At 62.6% G+C, this 16,571-nt stretch carries 16 protein-coding genes; 2 read left to right on the plus strand and 14 right to left on the minus strand.

Annotated features, from left to right (window positions below):
* Positions 1-22 precede the first annotated feature (22 nt).
* The 4 genes from LZK81_RS16720 to LZK81_RS16735 form a co-directional block, all read right to left on the minus strand.
* Entirely contained in the window at positions 23-583 is a 561-nt protein-coding gene (locus tag LZK81_RS16720; protein ID WP_233953978.1) for a sarcosine oxidase subunit gamma, read from the minus strand.
* The gene (locus LZK81_RS16725) at positions 576-3,551 is read right to left on the minus strand and encodes a sarcosine oxidase subunit alpha (protein WP_233953979.1); all 2,976 of its coding nucleotides are present in this window, start codon (positions 3,549-3,551) and stop codon (positions 576-578) included. The genes LZK81_RS16720 and LZK81_RS16725 overlap by 8 nt, the downstream gene beginning before the upstream one ends.
* A complete protein-coding gene (locus LZK81_RS16730) occupies positions 3,548-3,889 on the minus strand; it encodes a sarcosine oxidase subunit delta (protein ID WP_046608518.1) in 342 nt (113 codons plus the stop codon). Before LZK81_RS16730 ends, LZK81_RS16725 begins: the two co-directional genes overlap by 4 nt.
* A 244-nt stretch (positions 3,890-4,133) precedes the next feature.
* Positions 4,134-5,387, minus strand: coding sequence for a sarcosine oxidase subunit beta family protein (locus LZK81_RS16735; protein WP_233953980.1), 1,254 nt, complete (start codon positions 5,385-5,387; stop codon positions 4,134-4,136).
* A gap of 466 nt (positions 5,388-5,853) precedes the next feature.
* Between LZK81_RS16735 and rpsU the strand changes: the two genes are divergently transcribed.
* On the plus strand, positions 5,854-6,099 hold the full coding sequence (gene rpsU / locus LZK81_RS16740) for a 30S ribosomal protein S21 (RefSeq protein ID WP_046604534.1): 246 nt from the start codon (positions 5,854-5,856) through the stop codon (positions 6,097-6,099).
* Between the two features lie 120 nt (positions 6,100-6,219).
* A complete protein-coding gene (locus tag LZK81_RS16745) occupies positions 6,220-7,107 on the plus strand; it encodes a tetratricopeptide repeat protein (protein WP_233953981.1) in 888 nt (295 codons plus the stop codon).
* A 38-nt stretch (positions 7,108-7,145) separates the two neighbouring features.
* Here LZK81_RS16745 and LZK81_RS16750 read toward each other — a convergent pair whose 3' ends face one another.
* The 10 genes from LZK81_RS16750 to LZK81_RS16795 form a co-directional block, all read right to left on the minus strand.
* Positions 7,146-7,874: an esterase family protein gene (locus LZK81_RS16750; protein ID WP_046604533.1), complete on the minus strand. Its 729-nt coding sequence runs from the start codon at positions 7,872-7,874 to the stop codon at positions 7,146-7,148.
* Positions 7,871-8,836 (minus strand): acetylxylan esterase, encoded by a 966-nt coding sequence (locus LZK81_RS16755; RefSeq protein ID WP_233953982.1) that lies wholly within the window; start codon positions 8,834-8,836, stop codon positions 7,871-7,873. The genes LZK81_RS16750 and LZK81_RS16755 overlap by 4 nt, the downstream gene beginning before the upstream one ends.
* Positions 8,837-8,861: 25 nt before the next feature.
* Complete coding sequence (locus LZK81_RS16760; protein WP_233953983.1) at positions 8,862-9,116, minus strand: type II toxin-antitoxin system RelE/ParE family toxin; 255 nt, start codon at positions 9,114-9,116, stop codon at positions 8,862-8,864.
* Positions 9,117-9,147: 31 nt separating this feature from the next.
* The gene (locus LZK81_RS16765) at positions 9,148-9,414 is read right to left on the minus strand and encodes a ribbon-helix-helix domain-containing protein (protein WP_046604531.1); all 267 of its coding nucleotides are present in this window, start codon (positions 9,412-9,414) and stop codon (positions 9,148-9,150) included.
* 95 nt (positions 9,415-9,509) lie between these two features.
* Complete coding sequence (locus LZK81_RS16770; protein WP_046608433.1) at positions 9,510-10,910, minus strand: NAD(P)(+) transhydrogenase (Re/Si-specific) subunit beta; 1,401 nt, start codon at positions 10,908-10,910, stop codon at positions 9,510-9,512.
* A 13-nt stretch (positions 10,911-10,923) separates the two neighbouring features.
* Complete coding sequence (locus LZK81_RS16775; RefSeq protein ID WP_046604529.1) at positions 10,924-11,322, minus strand: proton-translocating transhydrogenase family protein; 399 nt, start codon at positions 11,320-11,322, stop codon at positions 10,924-10,926.
* On the minus strand, positions 11,322-12,605 hold the full coding sequence (locus LZK81_RS16780; protein ID WP_233953984.1) for a Re/Si-specific NAD(P)(+) transhydrogenase subunit alpha: 1,284 nt from the start codon (positions 12,603-12,605) through the stop codon (positions 11,322-11,324). Before LZK81_RS16780 ends, LZK81_RS16775 begins: the two co-directional genes overlap by 1 nt.
* A gap of 86 nt (positions 12,606-12,691) precedes the next feature.
* Positions 12,692-12,916: an aa3-type cytochrome c oxidase subunit IV gene (locus LZK81_RS16785; protein WP_046604644.1), complete on the minus strand. Its 225-nt coding sequence runs from the start codon at positions 12,914-12,916 to the stop codon at positions 12,692-12,694.
* Positions 12,917-13,105: 189 nt separating this feature from the next.
* Positions 13,106-13,864: an N-acyl amino acid synthase FeeM domain-containing protein gene (locus LZK81_RS16790; RefSeq protein WP_046604528.1), complete on the minus strand. Its 759-nt coding sequence runs from the start codon at positions 13,862-13,864 to the stop codon at positions 13,106-13,108.
* 156 nt (positions 13,865-14,020) lie between these two features.
* Entirely contained in the window at positions 14,021-16,357 is a 2,337-nt protein-coding gene (locus tag LZK81_RS16795; protein ID WP_233953985.1) for a putative bifunctional diguanylate cyclase/phosphodiesterase, read from the minus strand.
* Positions 16,358-16,571 lie beyond the last annotated feature (214 nt).

The raw sequence follows: 16,571 nt of genomic DNA on the forward strand, positions 1-16,571 counted from the left end.
GAAGTCAAGCCAGGCGATTGTCTTAGACGGCCGCGCCCTGAGCGCCTTCCGCCAGCAGGCCGAAGGCGTAGTCTGAAAACGACCGCCAGACCTCCATCCGGAAGGCATCGTCGCCGGTTCGCAGAAGCACGATTTCCACCTTGCCGAAAACGGTCCGCGAGCAGGCGCCGACCGGGAAGACCTTCAGCGACAGATCCTGCGGGCAGCCGGCATTGATGGCCGCCGCAGCGCCGGGGCCAGACACCAGGATCGCCGTACTGCGGTGGGAAACATCCGTCGCCGAATGCAGCGCGCCGGAATTCTTCGCGGCCTGCATCAGCCCGCCGTTCCCGTCCGCGATCACCAGCCATTCGTCCGGCCCGAGCCACAGCGCCGAGCGGCCATGGGCGGAAGCCGAGGTTTTCGGTCTGACCGGCAGATCGACGCCGAACGCTGAGGAAAGCGCCGCGACATCCTCGGCCCTGGCGCGCAGCGAAATGCGCTCGGCGGGCGGTGCGGCTTCGAGACGGACGGTCGACGAACCGCCGTGGAAACCGGAAAGAGGCGAAGTGCGGTTTGCCAGATCAGCCCCAGAATCAGCCATGGATGCGGCCTCCATCCTTGTCGAAGAACACCATGTCGGTCACTTCCACTTCGATCGTCCTGTCCTTCAGCGGCACATAGAGCGTCTCACCGATCCGCGACCTTCCGCCGGCGACCAGCGCCAGCGCGATCGAGCGGCCGCAATTCTCCGACCAGTAGGCGGAGGTCACATGGCCGAGCATGGTCATCGGCTTGGCCTGGTTGGGATCGGCGACGATCTGCCCGCCCTCCTCCAACACCAGTGCCGGGTCCTTGGTCAACAGCCCGACAAGCTGCTTGCGGTTTTCGCGCACCAGGTCCGGGCGCTTCAGCCCGCGAATGCCGACGAAATCCGGCTTCTTGGAGGAGACCGCCCAGCCGAGCCCCGCATCGTGCGGCGTCACCGTGCCGTCCGTATCCTGGCCGACGATGATATAGCCCTTTTCGGCGCGCAGCACGTGCATGGTCTCGGTGCCGTAGAGGCAGGCGCCCATCGGCTCAGCCCGCTCCCAGATCGCCTTCCAGACGGCCGGACCGTAGTCGGCCGGCACGTTGATTTCGTAACCGAGTTCGCCGGTAAATGAGACGCGGAACAGCCGCGCCGGCACGCCCATCACGCTGCATTCCGCCACGCTCATATGCGGAAAGGCCTCGTTGGAAATATCGACGCCTTCGACGAACGGCTGGATAATCTCGCGCGCCTTCGGCCCCTGCACGGCGATGACCGCCCATTGCTCGGTGGTCGAGGTGAGCCAGACCTTGAGATGCGGGAACTCCGTCTGCAGATAGTCTTCCATGTGGTGCAGCACGCGCGGCGCCCCGCCGGTCGTGGTCGTCACATGGAAGCGGTCCTCGGCAAGCCGGCCGACGACGCCGTCGTCATACACGAAACCGTCCTCGCGGGTCATGATCCCGTAGCGGCTCTTGCCGGGCTTCAGGCTGTCCCAGGCATTCGTATAGATGAGGTTGAGGAACTGCGCCGCATCGGGACCTACCACCTCGACCTTGCCGAGCGTCGAACCGTTGAACACGCCCGCCACTTCGCGCACCGTCCGGCATTCGCGGTTGACGGCAGCCAGCATGTCCTCGCCGCGCTTCGGGTAATACCAGGCGCGCTTCCAGTTGCCGACATCCTCGAACTCGGCGCCTTCGGCCGTTTCGAGCGCGTGCATCGGCGTCTTGCGCGCCGGATCGAACAGTTCTCCGCGCGAATGGCCGACCAGCGTGCCGTAGGTGACCGGCGTATAGGGCGCTCGGAACGTCGTCAGCCCCACCTGCGGGATCGGCCGGTCGAGCATTTCGGCGGCGATGGCGAGGCCGTGCATGTTGGAAAGCTTGCCCTGGTCCGACGCCATGCCGTTGGTGGTGAAGCGCTTGATATGCTCGATCGAGTGCATGCCCTCGCGCACCGCAAGGCGGATGTCCTTGGCGGTGACGTCATGCTGGAAATCGACGAAGGCTTTTACCGTCGTATCCGGCCCCGCCCCTTCCGCAGCCCCGATCATGCCGCCGGTCCATTCGAACCGGTTTTCGCCCGCAAGCGCCACCGAACCGCCGCCCGCCGCAATCGCTTCGTCGATCAGCTCGGCCAGATCGTCCGTGCCGTTGCAGCCGCCGATGGAGACACAATCCTGCGCATAGATATCCGGCAGGAAACGCTGGTTGACGTCATCGAACCGCAGTTTTCCGCGCGACTGCGAAAACAGATGCACCGAAGGCGTCCAGCCGGCCGAGACGATCAGCGCGTCGACGGCAATCTTGCGGGCATCGCCGCCACCGTTGCGCGCCACGGTCATCGAGGAAATTCTCAGCCGGCCGCCGGTATCGGTCACCGAATGGCCGCTCAGTACGGAGATGCCGAGCCCGCGGGCTTCCGCCAGCAGCGCCTCGCCGGGATCGGCACGGCAATCGACGATCGCCGCGATCGAGACGCCCGCCCGTTTCAGGTCGAAGGCGGCTTCGTAGGCCGAATCATGCGCCGTATAGACGCCGACCTGTCTGCCGACCGCGACGCCGTGATGGTTGAGGAAGGTGCGTGCCGCAGACGCCAGCATGATGCCCGGCCGGTCGTTATTGGCGAATACCATGTGCCGCTCGATCGAACCGGTCGCCAGCACCACCTTTTTCGCCCGCACCTGCCACAACCGTTCGCGAGGAAGGCTTTTGCCGGGCTTGGCGACATGGTCGGTCACGCGCTCCACGAGGCCGAGGAAACCGTGGTTGTAATAACCGAACACCGTCGTGCGGGTCAGCACCGTCACGTTCGGCATCGCCTTCAGCCTCAAAGCCGTCGCCTGCGCCCAGTCATAACCGTTCTGCCCGTCGATCGTGGTCGCCGCGTCGTAATGCAGCGCGCCGCCGACTTCCGGCTGTTCGTCGACGAGGAAAACACTTTGCCCCGTCGCGGCCGCCGAAAGCGCCGCCGTCAGGCCAGCCACGCCGGCGCCGGCGATCAGCACGTCGCAATGGGCGTAGCGGTTGGCATAGTGATCCGGATCCTCTTCCGTCGGCGCGACGCCGAGGCCGGCCGCCCGGCGGATGAAGGGTTCGTAGATCTTCACCCAGGCCTCGCGCGGCCACATGAAGGTCTTGTAGTAGAAGCCGGCCGCAAAGAACGGCGAGAACAGATTGTTGACCGCTCCGACATCGAATTTCAGCGACGGCCAGCGGTTCTGCGAGGCGATCTTCGCCCCGTCGAACACTTCCTGCACCGTCGCCCGCACGTTCGGCTGACGCCGCGCCGCATCGCGCGACACGTCGATCAGCGCGTTCGGCTCTTCCGGACCGGCAGACAAGATGCCGCGCGGCCGGTGATATTTGAACGAGCGGCCAAGCAGATGCACGCCATGCGCCAGCAGCGCCGAGGCGACCGTATCGCCTTCCAGCGCCGTATAACTTTTGCCGTCGAAGGTGAAGCGCGCCGTGCGGGCGGGCGTCAACCGGCCCACACCCTTGATGCGGAAGGTGCCTGAATTGGAGGAAGCGCTCATCGTGCGTCTCCTTCAGTCGCTTCATAGGTCTCGACGGTCTTTTCGGAAGCCCCGGTTTCCGGGAGCGGCTGCTTCGGCATTCCCGCCTTGTAGGTCATCAGGAACCTGTCGCTCACCGTGTCGCGCGCCGCGTTGAAGAACCGGCCGCAGCCGTGGATATGCCGCCAGCGTTCATAGGTGAGGCCTTTTTCGTTGTTGCGCAGGAAGAAGAACTCCGCGAATTCCTCGTCCGAAATCGCCGCGATATTCTCCGGCCGCGCAATATGCGCCTCGCCGGCCCAGCGGAATTCCAGCTCGGAGCGATCTTCTTCGCAATAGGGGCAATGGATCAGCAGCATGAAAATCTCCCGGCACATAGGGTCGGTGTAAAAGCCAGCCTCGCGCTCCCTCTTCTCCCCAGCGGGGAGAAGGTGCCCGAAGGGCGGATGAGGGGGCGAGCGACGAAAGGAGCGAGCGTCCGAGCGACAAGCGAAGGACGAGCTTGCCTTGACGCCCCCCTCATCCGGCTGCCGCCACCTTCTCCCCGCTGGGGAGAAGAAGGACCCCATCCTGCGCCCGCAAAAATGTCGAAAGCCGCCAACATCAATGCGCCACCGCAGCCGCAGCCGCTTCATCAATCAGCCGTCCCGTCCGGAACCGGTCGAGCGTCAGCCCTGCCGCCAGCCGGTGCGGCTCGCCCTTGGCGATCAGGTGTGCGAACAGATTGGCCGAACCCGGCGTCGCCTTGAAGCCGCCGGTTCCCCAGCCGCAATTGACGAACAGGCCCGGCACCGGCGTGACGCCCTGGATCGGCGAACGGTCCGGCGTATTGTCGGTAATGCCGCCCCACTGGCGCATCATCTTGACGCGGCGGAACATCGGAAAGAGCTCGCAGATGGCGTCGAGCGTGTGGGTGATGATCTGCAGCCCGCCGGTCTGGGAATAGGAATTGTACTGGTCGGTGCCGGCGCCGATGACGAGCTCACCCTTGTCCGACTGCGAGATATAGGCATGCACCGTGTTCGACATGACGACGCAGGGGAAGATCGGCTTCAGCGGCTCGGACACGAGCGCCTGCAGAGGGGTGCTGTGGAGAGGGACTCGGACGCCCGCCATCTCCATCACGACGGAGGAATGCCCGGCGGCCGAGACGCCGATCTTCTTCGCCCCGATGAAGCCCTTGCTCGTCTCGACGCCCAGGACCTCGCCGTTCGGGCCGCGACGGATGCCGGTCACTTCGCAATTCTGGATGATGTGGACGCCCCGGTCGGAGGCGGCGCGCGCATAACCCCAGGCGACCGCATCGTGGCGGGCCGTGCCGCCGCGCCGCTGCAGGGCAGCGCCGTTGATCGGGTAACGGGCCGTCTTGGCAATATCGAGCGGCGGCACGAAGGCCTTGGCCTGTTCCGGCGTCAGCCATTCGTTGTCGATGCCGTAGAGCCGGTTGGCGTTGATATGCCGCTTGAAGCTCTGCATGTCGTGGGTGTTGTGCGAGAGCATCATCACGCCGCGCGGCGAATACATGACATTGTAGTTGAGATCCTGGCTCAGCCCCTCCCAGAGCTTCAGCGAATGCTCGTAGATGTCCATGCTCTCTTCATAGAGATAGTTGGAGCGGATGATCGTCGTGTTGCGGCCGGTATTGCCGCCGCCGAGCCAGCCCTTTTCGATCACCGCGACATTGGTGATGCCGTGTTCCTTGGCCAGGTAGTAGGCAGCGCCCAGGCCATGCCCCCCGGCGCCGACGATAATCACGTCGTATGCGCTGCGCGGCTCCGGCGAGGTCCACTGCGCTTCCCAGCCCTTGTGGGCACGCATCGCCTCGCGGGCCACGGCGAAAACCGAATATCTGCGCATCTCGCCTCGAACTCCTCGGATCGTCAGCCCTCATCGCAGGGCTGGCATTTGGGTAGTGCCATACCCATCGCAAATCAATATGCGTCGCAATGGCTCTATTGCGACGCATTCGCCTTCTCCATCGACACGAGCAAGATCGTCCGCCGATCGGACGACATCCGACCGAGGTGCTAGGCGCTGCAGCGCCCGGCCGAAATCTTGCGAAACCGGCCCAGATAACCATCGGATCGATCGCTTCCGGCCAGGGCCGCATTCGGATCATGTGCCGCGACAGGCTCTTCCCATTCATGCCACCCCGCAAAAGGCCGCCGAATTGGCGCAATCGACCTTAATGCGTCTGGACTTCGCACATCTCTTCTGCTATCTGCCGTCATCAATCGCACGGCTCCAGGCCGAGCGGACGTTATTCTTTCGCCTCGAATCGTACCGATCCAGGCGAGCAACAAACCAAAGGAACGGGATTCACGTGCAGGTACTAGTCCGCGACAACAACGTCGACCAGGCGCTCCGCGCTCTCAAGAAGAAAATGCAGCGCGAAGGCATTTTCCGTGAAATGAAGATGCGCGATTATTACGAGAAGCCGTCTGAAAAGCGCGCCCGTGAAAAGGCAGAGGCTGTTCGTCGCGTTCGCAAGCTGGCCCGCAAGCGCATGCAGCGCGAAGGCCTGATTGCAGCTCCGGCTCGTACGGTTCCAGCACGCCCGGCTCGTTGATCGGCCGTTTTTTGGACGTTTTCATGTGCTTTCAGGGCGGTGGCGACATGGGCGCCGCCGCTCTTTTGATTTGGTCCGAGACTTCCAATGCCTTTGCCCCGACATGAGGAAATGCGCCTGATGGCCGCCAAAAATCCCGTTCTCTTTCGTGGAACCGAAATTTCCGGCCTCTTGAACCATGTTTCTCCCGTCCGTCGCAAAACAGCTTTGCCTGCCGCGCTGATCGCCCTTCTGGCGCTCGCCGGCTGCTCGACCACGACCTCGACCGACATGATCACCGTCGATCGCGCCCAGGGGTCCCAGGAGAACATCGCCTCGCTCTCCTCCGTCATCAGTTCCAGCCCGCAGGATCCGGAAGCCTATAACGTCCGTGGTACGGCCTATGGGCGCGCCGGGGAGTTTTCGAAGGCGCTGGAGGATTTCAACCGCGCCATCCAGCTCAATCCGCAGTTCTACCAGGCCTATGCCAACCGCGCCCTGGTCTACCGCAACATGGGCAAGCCCGTCGAAGCGGCCAACGACTACAACCGCTCGCTGCAGATCAACCCGAACTACGACGTCGCCTATATCGGCCGCGGCAATATCTATCGCCAGGCTGGCCGTACCAACGAAGCCTTCAACGACTTCAACAAGGCGATCCAGCTGGAAACCACCGACGGCCGCGCCTGGCATAATCGCGGCCTGATCTACCAGGGGCGCGGCCAGCACGCCCAGGCGATCGACGATTTCTCCAAAGCCATCTCGCTGTCGGCGAATTCGCCAGAGCCCTATAACGGCCGCGGCATTTCCTATGTCGCCTTGAACGACGACGACAACGCGTTTGCGGACTTCAACCGCGCGATCGAGCTCAACGACAAGCTCGCCGAATCCTGGGCGAACCAGGCACTCGTCTATGAGCGCCGCGGCGACAAGGCGCGTGCCTACAAGTCCTATTCGCACGCCATGCGCCTCGACCCGAACTACAAGCCGGCCCAGGACGGCGCGACCCGCACCCGCGCCAGCACCTGATATCCCCGCTGTCGGCTAAGCTGATTTCCGCCCTGCCCTCAGATATAAAGCGCCGCCATCTTGCGCCAGGCACCGGCCCGGTGAGCGCGGCCGTCCCAGACATGCATGCGATGCCCGACACCCTTTTCGGACAGAACCTGGCTGAGATGCTGGTTGTTGTCGAGGAACGGGTCGGCATCGCCGATCGTCAGCACGATCTCCACCTGCCGCAGCCTTTCGAGCTGCCACCCGCTGCTGATGCCGGGCAGGAAATGCGACGGGGTGTGGAAATAGACGGTATCGTCGTAATAGCCGTCCAGCAGGTCGCCGAACGCTTCGACCTTCAGCGTCAGGTCGTACCGGCCCGAAAATGCGACAAGCTTGCGGAACAGATGCGGATGACGAAAGGCGATGCTGGCCGCCTGGAAGGCACCGAGGCTGCAGCCCTGCACGATCGTGCAGTCATGCCCGTTCCGGGTAGCCATCAGCGGCAGGACCTCGTTGAGGATATAGTCCTCGAATGCCGCATGCCTGCGGATCCGCACCGAGGGATGCTGGTGTGCGTCGTAAAACGTCTCGGCCGCCAGTCCGTCGACGCAATAGAGCTGCAGTTGTCCGGCGCGGACCTTGTCGGCGAGGCTTCCGACGATGCCAAGCTCTTCATATTCCCAGAAACGCCCCTCGCGGGTCGGGAACATCAGCACCTTGGCGCCGGCATGACCGAACACCAGGAGTTCCATGTCTCGATGGAGCCGCTGGCTGTACCAGCGCAGATATTCGCGGTTCATGACACCTTGAAAAACTGTCCAACCCTCTCGCGAAGGGCCGCCTCTTGCAACATGCTACCAGGATAATCGAAATGTCCGGCGTCCAGGATGAAGATTTCATTAAATTTTGATTTCGGAATTGCGTTGGCGACGGCGAACTGGCAGGGCGGCGCAACCGCCGGATCGAACAGCGCGACGCTCGTCAACATCGGCACCGTGATGCGACTCGCTGCCACCGCCGAATCATGCAGGCGCAGCGTCTTCAACGCATTGCCGTATTTCGCCTGATAGGCCTGGACGGAGGCAGCGCTGCCGATGCTTTTCAGCTTCAGCCGCAACTCCTGGTGCCCGAAGGTCGGCAGCGACAGATGCCCACGGTCGATCCGGTTGTCGAAGGGGATGGCCAGCCCGCCGATGCCGCCGCCGAAGCTGATGCCGCTATAGCCGATATGGCCGGATAGCCAGGGATAGAGGGCGATCAGCATGCTCACCGCGACCCACAGGTCATCGACGCAGCCTCCAATGATGTAGCGGTCCGGCTTGTCGATATCGTGCAGAACATGCCAGTGGGAGTCCGGCGAAATCGGCGGGCGGGTGCTGCGCGACATGCCGCGGAAGCAGGGAAAAAGGACAGCGGTCTCCTCGACCGGGATGTCGAGATCCGGCGCGTCGCGTCCGCCATATCCATGGCCGACGACGAGCCCGCGCCTGATGTTTCCCTGCCGCGGCAAAAGAAGCCAGCCGCCTATCGGAAACCGGCCGGTCGACATATAGGCGATGTCGAAGACATGCCATTTCGGATGGTCGAGCCCGCTCTTGCGCAGGCCCGGCTCCGGATCGACGGTCATCGCCCGCCGGTAGCGGTCCTTCCAGAACCCATCGAATCCGTCCGGCGCCTGCGGCGGCACCACGGCCTGAAGCTGCCTCAGCCCCATGCCATAGGTGGGATCGAAATCGTAAGGGTGCTTGGTGGGGATGGTCATCAGATGTTTCGCGGAGTCGGTTTCATCAGTGTGGCGTCAATCGACGCGCGTTTCGCTTGTGAACGATCCCCAGTATGAGAACACCAAACTCTGCTATCTCGTAAAGAATGACATGACTTTGATGTTCGTGTCGACGAACTTCCGGGCCAAGCGCGGCAGCAACCCGCCCCATTCGCGGATTGTCTGCCAGAAGCCCAAAGCAATGCTGGAGGTCGCCGGCATATTTCCGGGCTTGAAACTGACCGAATACATCGAGGCCAAAGACGAATATGTCGAGCATGTCCTTGTCCGCTTGACGTGTCAGCCGGAATTCAGACACGCTTGGCCTTCCGAAGCGCTACGATCTTCTCGGCCTCCGCAAAAATCTCGTCCACCTTACGCGGACTGATCCCACTTTCGCGTGACGTTGCCACAAGTTGGCGCAACTCTTCCAACGACAGTTCTTCACCTTGCCGAATGCGCTCACGCATCACGAGGTCGTTCACGTAATCCCCGACGCTGGCATAACCGCCGTCGCGAACCTGCACTTCAATCCATTCCTTTGTCGAGTCTGGAAGGGATACAGTTATATTTGCCATCGTGGCCTCCTGTTTCGCGCTTAATCTCGCACGAACCGCCGCCACAAAAAAGCCCGGCACTGCCGGGCTTTCCAATCACAATATTCCGTTCGCGCTCAGTGCTTCATCGCCTTGACGATGTCCTCGGTCATCTTCTTGGCGTCGCCGAGCAGCATCATCGTGCCGTCCTTGTAGAACAGAGTGTTGTCGATGCCGGCATAGCCAGAACCGAGCGAGCGCTTGACGAACAGGCAGGTCTTGGCCTTGTCGACGTCGAGGATCGGCATGCCGTAGATCGGCGAGGTCTTGTCGTCGCGGGCCGCCGGGTTGGTGACGTCGTTGGCGCCGATGACATAGGCGACGTCGGCTTGCGCGAACTCCGCATTGATGTCTTCCAGCTCGAAGACCTCGTCATAGGGCACGTTGGCTTCGGCGAGCAGCACGTTCATATGGCCCGGCATGCGGCCGGCAACCGGATGAATCGCGTATTTCACCTCGACGCCGTGGCTTTTCAGCGTATCGGCGAGCTCTCGCAGCGCATGCTGAGCCTGGGCGACGGCCATGCCGTAACCCGGCACGATGATCACCTTCTCGGCGTTCTGCATCAGGAAGGCCGCGTCGTCCGCCGAGCCCTGCTTCACCGTCCGCTGCACGCCGTCGTCGCCGGCGGCAGACGCCGTCTCGCCGCCGAAGCCGCCCAATATGACCGAGATGAAGGACCGGTTCATCCCCTTGCACATGATGTAGGAGAGGATCGCGCCCGAAGAGCCGACCAGCGCGCCGGTGATGATCAGCGCCAGATTACCGAGCGTAAACCCGATGCCGGCGGCCGCCCAGCCGGAATAGGAGTTCAGCATCGACACCACGACCGGCATGTCGGCGCCACCGATCGGCACGATCAGGAGCACGCCGAGGGCCAGCGCCAGCACCACGACCAGCCAGAAGTCGAAATGGCTTTCGGTCTGCACCAGGCCGAAAATGAAGACGACGACCAGCACCAGCAGGCCGATATTGATGAAGTGCCGGTAGGGCAGCATGATCGGCTTGCCGGACATCCGCCCGTCGAGCTTCAGGAAGGCGATGACCGAGCCGGTAAAGGTGATCGCGCCGATCGCCGCGCCGAGCGCCAGTTCGATAAGCGCCTGGCCGTGGATGTGGCCGACCGCGCCGATGCCGAAGGAATCGGGCGCATAAAGTGCGGCCGCCGCCACCATCACCGCGGCAAAGCCGACCAGCGAATGAAAGCCGGCGACGAGCTGCGGCATCGCCGTCATCGGAATGGTGCGGGCGATATAGGCGCCTGCCCCGCCGCCGAGGCTGAGCGCCAGAACGATCAGGATGAAGCCGCCGAAGGTGGGGGTGGCGAGCAGCAGGGTGGTGACGATGGCGATACCCATGCCGACCATGCCGTAGACATTGCCCTTGCGGCTGGTCGTCGGGTGGGAAAGACCCCGGAGCGCCATGATGAACAGCACGCCGGAGACGAGGTAAAGGAAGGCTGCGAGGCTCTGCGACATGGTATCCGAACCCTCAGCGATCTTTTTTCTTGTACATGGCGAGCATCCGGCTGGTCACCAGGAAGCCGCCAAAAATGTTCACCGAGACGAGCACCAGCGCGACGAAACCGAAGCCGGTCGCAAACCCGCTCGCCGATACGCCGACCGCAAGCAGCGCGCCGACGACGATGACCGAGGAGATCGCGTTGGTAACCGCCATCAACGGCGTATGCAGCGCCGGCGTCACCGACCAGACGACGTAATAGCCGACGAAAATCGACAGCACGAAGATCGCCAGCCGGAACACGAAGGGGTCGATCGCCCCACCGGTTGCGGCGCTCGCCGCTTCCGGTGCCTGCGCGGCGGCGGTCATCACGGCGCTGACGGCCTGGTCGAGCTGCTCCAGCGCCTTGTCCATTGCTTCACCGGCCATCACAGATCTCCCTTGCTCGCGGCTTCATCTGCTACCGGCTTTTTGCGGGCGCGCACCGGTTTTGCAGCCGCCGGCTCCTCTATGGTGGTTACGGCTGGAGCGGACGTCGCGACTGGGGCAGCAACCGGCGTCTCGCCGCCGGCAAGCGCAGCCGCGGCACCCGCAAAATTCGGATGCACGACCTGGCCGCCATGGGTCAGCATGGTCGCCTTGACGAGCTCGTCCTCAAGATTGACTGCAAATTCCTTGGTGCCTTTGTCGACCATGGTCTCGATGAAGGCGAACAGGTTGCGGGCATAAAGCGCCGAAGCGGAGGCGGCGATGCGGCCCGCGACATTGGCGTAGCCGATCACGGTGACACCCTCGACATCAGCGACCTTGCCCTTTTCCGAACCTTCGATATTGCCGCCGCGTTCGACGGCGAGATCGACCGCCACCGAACCGGGCTTCATCGACGCCAGCATCGCGCGCGTCACCAGCTTCGGGGCCGGTCGGCCGGGAATGAGAGCTGTGGTGATGACGATGTCCTGCTTGGCGATATGCTCCGCGACCAGCGCCGCCTGTTTCGCCTGATAGGCTTCCGACATCGGCTTGGCGTAACCAGCAGCGGTTTCGGCGGCCTTGAATTCCTCGTCCTCGACCGCGATGAATTTCGCACCGAGCGAGGCGACCTGTTCCTTGGCGGCAGGGCGCACGTCGGTCGCCGATACCACGGCGCCGAGACGCCGGGCCGTAGCGATCGCCTGCAGGCCGGCAACACCGGCGCCCATGACGAAGACCTTTGCGGCGGGAACGGTGCCGGCGGCAGTCATCATCATCGGCATGGCGCGGCCGTATTCATGCGATGCGTCGATGACGGCGCGATATCCGGCAAGGTTCGCCTGGGAGGACAGCACGTCCATCGACTGGGCGCGGGTGATGCGCGGCATCAGTTCCATGGCAAACGTGGTGAGCCCGGCTTTCGCCATCCCGGCAAGTGCGGCCTCGTTGCCGTAGGGGTCCATGACCGCGAACACCACGGCGCCCGCCTTGTAGGACGCCATCTCCGCCGCCGTCGGACGGTTGACCCTTAGAATGATATCGGCCGAGCCGACCTCCCCGGCATCGGCAATGCGGGCGCCCGTGGCTTCGAAATCCGCATCGGGAACACCGGAGGAAAGGCCTGCTCCGCTCTCAACCAGGACGGACAAGCCAAGTCCGGTGAGCCGCTTGACGCTCTCGGGCGAAGCGGCGACGCGCGGTTCGTCGGAACCTTCACGGCATACAAATACGATCTTCGGCAAAGACTGTCTCCTCCCAGTCGATATCGCAAGGCGGGCGAAATATTCCGCCCTGCCTCAAAGCCGGTGGCCGGACTGGCCGAACCGGATCAACGCAGCAGGAAAACGCCGGCTATATTGAGAATGATGAAGACGAGAAGGCTGCCGATGAAGCCCGCTCCGCCGAAGAAACCGGCAGCCATGGCGATCATCAGGATGACGATAACCATCGTGCCCCATTTCGCACCCGCGAGGAAGGCGTTGTAGGTCCTGTCGTGTTCCGCATAATCCATCGAAGCACCCGTTTCCACCGGCCCGCTATGGTGATTGTCCATCAGTCCCGTCTCCTTCATCAGCCGCACGCGCCCGCACGATCGAAGCGCCGGCGCCTGCAGGAAAACCCTTGTCGACATCCGGAATCATGCCTTGTTCGGCACGATGGAGGTCACTTCAGGCCTTACACAAAGCCATGGGAAAGCGCAATGCCGCCACAATGGCTTCCGGTACGCCGAAGCGTCGGCGCTTCAGGTCAGATAGGACATTTCGGGGGAATTCGGACGGCCGGCGATGCGGGCCGTCGGCAGGATGGTGAGCGGCGCGGTGTCGAAATTCGAGGAGCGCGCAAACAGCATGCGGCGCTCATAGGCCTCCGACTGAAACGCCGGGAAGCGCTTCATCATCTTGGAGCGCAATTCGCGGGTCTGCGATGCGAGCAGCATCAGATCGAAATCGTATTGCGGGATGCGCCGGGGCGGCACCACCGGCTGGGCATAGAAGAACCGGCGATAAAATGCCGCATGCGCCGGACGGATCGGCTGCAGCACGCGGTCCGCGTCGAAATAGATCGCCGCGACAGGCGTCAGTCGCACCGTCAGGTAGGGCATGGCCGAAAGTTCACTGGCATATTCCGGGGCGATCGCAAAACGGGCCGAGTCGATCAGCGTCATTCCGGCGTCCAGGAGGCCGTTCACAGCCTCGGGGAAAATGCTGATCGACTGGCAGACCCTGTGTTCTGGCGTGACGTGGTGGAGGCGGATCGTGCTGACCAGTTCCTCGTCGTAATAGACGCCGAAGACATGCGCATTTTTGTCGAAGTCGATCTCGTCGATGAGCTTGGTCGCGGCCACCGGCAGCACGTTGTGGGTCTTGTAGGCCCTGTACCGCAGCCTGGCGATATCTTCGAAATCCTCGTTGTTCTCGATCCGCCGGTATTCGACATGGTCGAGAGTGGAGAGAAGCTTGGCTGAAAAGTTTCCGTCAGAAAATGTTTGGCCTAGGGGCATTGGGGTTTGTTCCATGAGCTTTAACCATGGATTAACCCTAAAAGACCCATAGCCCGCAATGATGGACCGCAAATTGAATAAAATTCTAAATGTTATGGTTAACAAACGGTTAATGACCGCTCGCCAGCGTCTCAAACCGTTAACATTGTTCTAATTTCAGGCGGGATTTAGCGCGCTGCGGCCCAGAAGAGGCGAGGCCTGTGCATTTTTGGCACCACGCCGGATGGACGAGAGCTTGGCCGCGGGAGCAGCCTCGGCCGCCAGTTCGATGATCTTTTCGGAAGCGACCGGCATCGAGAACACGTAACCCTGGACCAGATCCGAGAACCGATGGCGGTTGATCAGCGCCAACTGTTCCTTGGTCTCCACGCCTTCGACGACGATCTTGAGACCGAGTTCGCGGGACAGATGCACGATGCCGCGCAGGAGTTTCAGCTTGCGCTGGTCCTCGGCGATATTGCGGATGAACGCCGCCCGGTCGATCTTGACCACGTCGAGCGGCAGGGAATCCAGATAGCTGAGGCTCGAGAAGCCGGTGCCGAAATCGTCGATCGCGATCGTCACCCCGGTCACGCGGAACTGGTTGAGAATGGCGCTGACCGCCACCGGCTCGTCCATGAAGCAGCTTTCGGTAACTTCGAGATGCAGCCGCGACGGATCGAGCGAATAGCGCTTCAGCACGTCCGCCACATAACCGACGATGTCGTCGTTGCGCAGGTCCTGGATCGAGAGGTTGACGGAAACTGCCATCGGCTCCGGCCAGGTCGCGCAGTCGCGGCAGGCCTGGTCGAGCACCAGATGGGTGATATGCGAGACGAGCCCCATGTCCTCGGCCATGGGGATGAAGACGTTCGGCCCCACCATGCCGCGCTCCGGATGGCGCCAGCGCACGAGCGCCTCGCTGCATTCGATGCCGGAACCGTCGGGGCGATACATCGGCTGGTAGACGACATGCAGGCCATGGTTCTCGATCGCCTGGCGAAGGTCGACGCGGAGCTTCTGCTCGTCGATATACTGGGCGTCCATTTCCGAAAGGAACACCGTCAGCGTGCCGTTGCCGGTGGACTTCGCATGGTTGAGGGCAAGGTCCGCCTTGATCTGCCAGTTTTCCATGTCGAAGTCCTGCGACGGCAGGATGACGCAGCCGCTGTTCATCGAAACGGGAAGACGAAGCCCGTCGACGTAATAGTCGCCCTGGATCTCGGCGTGGATGCGGCGGACCTGACGCTCCAGCTCGCAACTGTCGTCGCCGCCGGTCAAAAGCACGACGAATTCGTCGCCGACCAGACGACCCGCCAGCAGGCCGTCGGTCTTCAGCGCCGAAAGCCTTGCCGAGATCGCCGCAAGCAGCCGGTCGCCGACCACATGGCCGCGCAGGTCGTTGACATGCTTGAACCCGTCCACGTCGAACATCGCGAGCGCCGCGAGCGCCTCGCCCCGCCGCTTCAGCTTCTTGGTCGCAAGATCCGCGAAGTGGCCGCGGTTCGGCAGGCCGGTCAAGGCGTCGAACCGCACCATGTGCAGCACCTTTTCCTCGGCTGCGAGACGGGCGGTGACGTCTTCGAAGATCAGCACGACACCGCCGTCGGTGCGCGGGCTGACCGAGAATTCGAGATGGCGGTCGTCCTTGAACTTGAAGAGCGCGCGTTCGAGCGAGCCGTCGGCCAGTTTGGAGAGCTGGCGCAGGATGGTCTCCGGCGCATTCTCCGCGTCCTCACAGAGCACGGCGGCGAAATCGCGGTCCTTGAGATCGCTCTTCTTGTCGAGGCCGAGCAGATCGCGGGCACGGCGGTTGATCACCTGGATCTTGCCTTCGCCGTCGAGCATCACCAGGCCATGCGAAATCGTCTTCAAGGCGATATCGAAGCGGCCGGCGATGATCGCCATCTTCCGCGACGCGATGACGTTTTCATAAAGGAATTCGCGCACCCCGTTGGCCATCGACCTTGTGGTCAGGCCGAAGGGGATGAGCAGCAGCGACATCAGCGCCAGATGCAGATCCTCGGTGAACAGGCAGGCGATCAGGATCGGGCCGCAGCAGCCGAGCGTCTGGAGATCGACGGCGATGCGCGAGCCATAGTTGCGGCCGACGATCGACATCATCGAGCCGAGCGTCATGGCGATGCAGGTAAAGCCGACGAACGGGTTTTCGAGCACGAGCAGCGCGTAGCCGCTGGCGATGCCGAGCAGAAAGGCTGCGAGGAACGCGCCGATCACATATTGCTGCTCCCAGGCGGCGATGCCGTCATAGGTGAGCGCCTCCTTGTCGACCTTGTCGAACCGCTGGAACCAGTACATGCGATAGGCAAAGACCGCCGCGAAGCCGCAGGCGAACAGGAGATAGAATTGCGCACCGCTGTAATGGAAAACGAGCAGGCACCACAGGACGTGAACAACCACGCCGGTCCATAGTGTGCCGCGATTTCCAAATAGCGACGTGACGAACGACAGATACACATCCGTCGACAGCGTCTTCGCTTCTGTCTCTTTCATCGGGTTCATCCCTTGTCTTCCGGTCGACACTGCGGGAAACCCTTTAAAATTTGCTTGTCCGCGGGCCGCAGCCCCCCTTTCATTGGGGGGTTCTTGAGAGTTTGCTGAATAAATTGACAACAGGATAGCTAAAATTTCGACCACGCAACCTTCGGCAGAGGCGCAACCTCTTCCCGGTTTGCGCAACGCCTTTCGATCCCTGCTTTTTGTAGAC

The organism is Neorhizobium galegae (assembly GCF_021391675.1).
Lineage (GTDB): Bacteria > Pseudomonadota > Alphaproteobacteria > Rhizobiales > Rhizobiaceae > Neorhizobium > Neorhizobium galegae_B.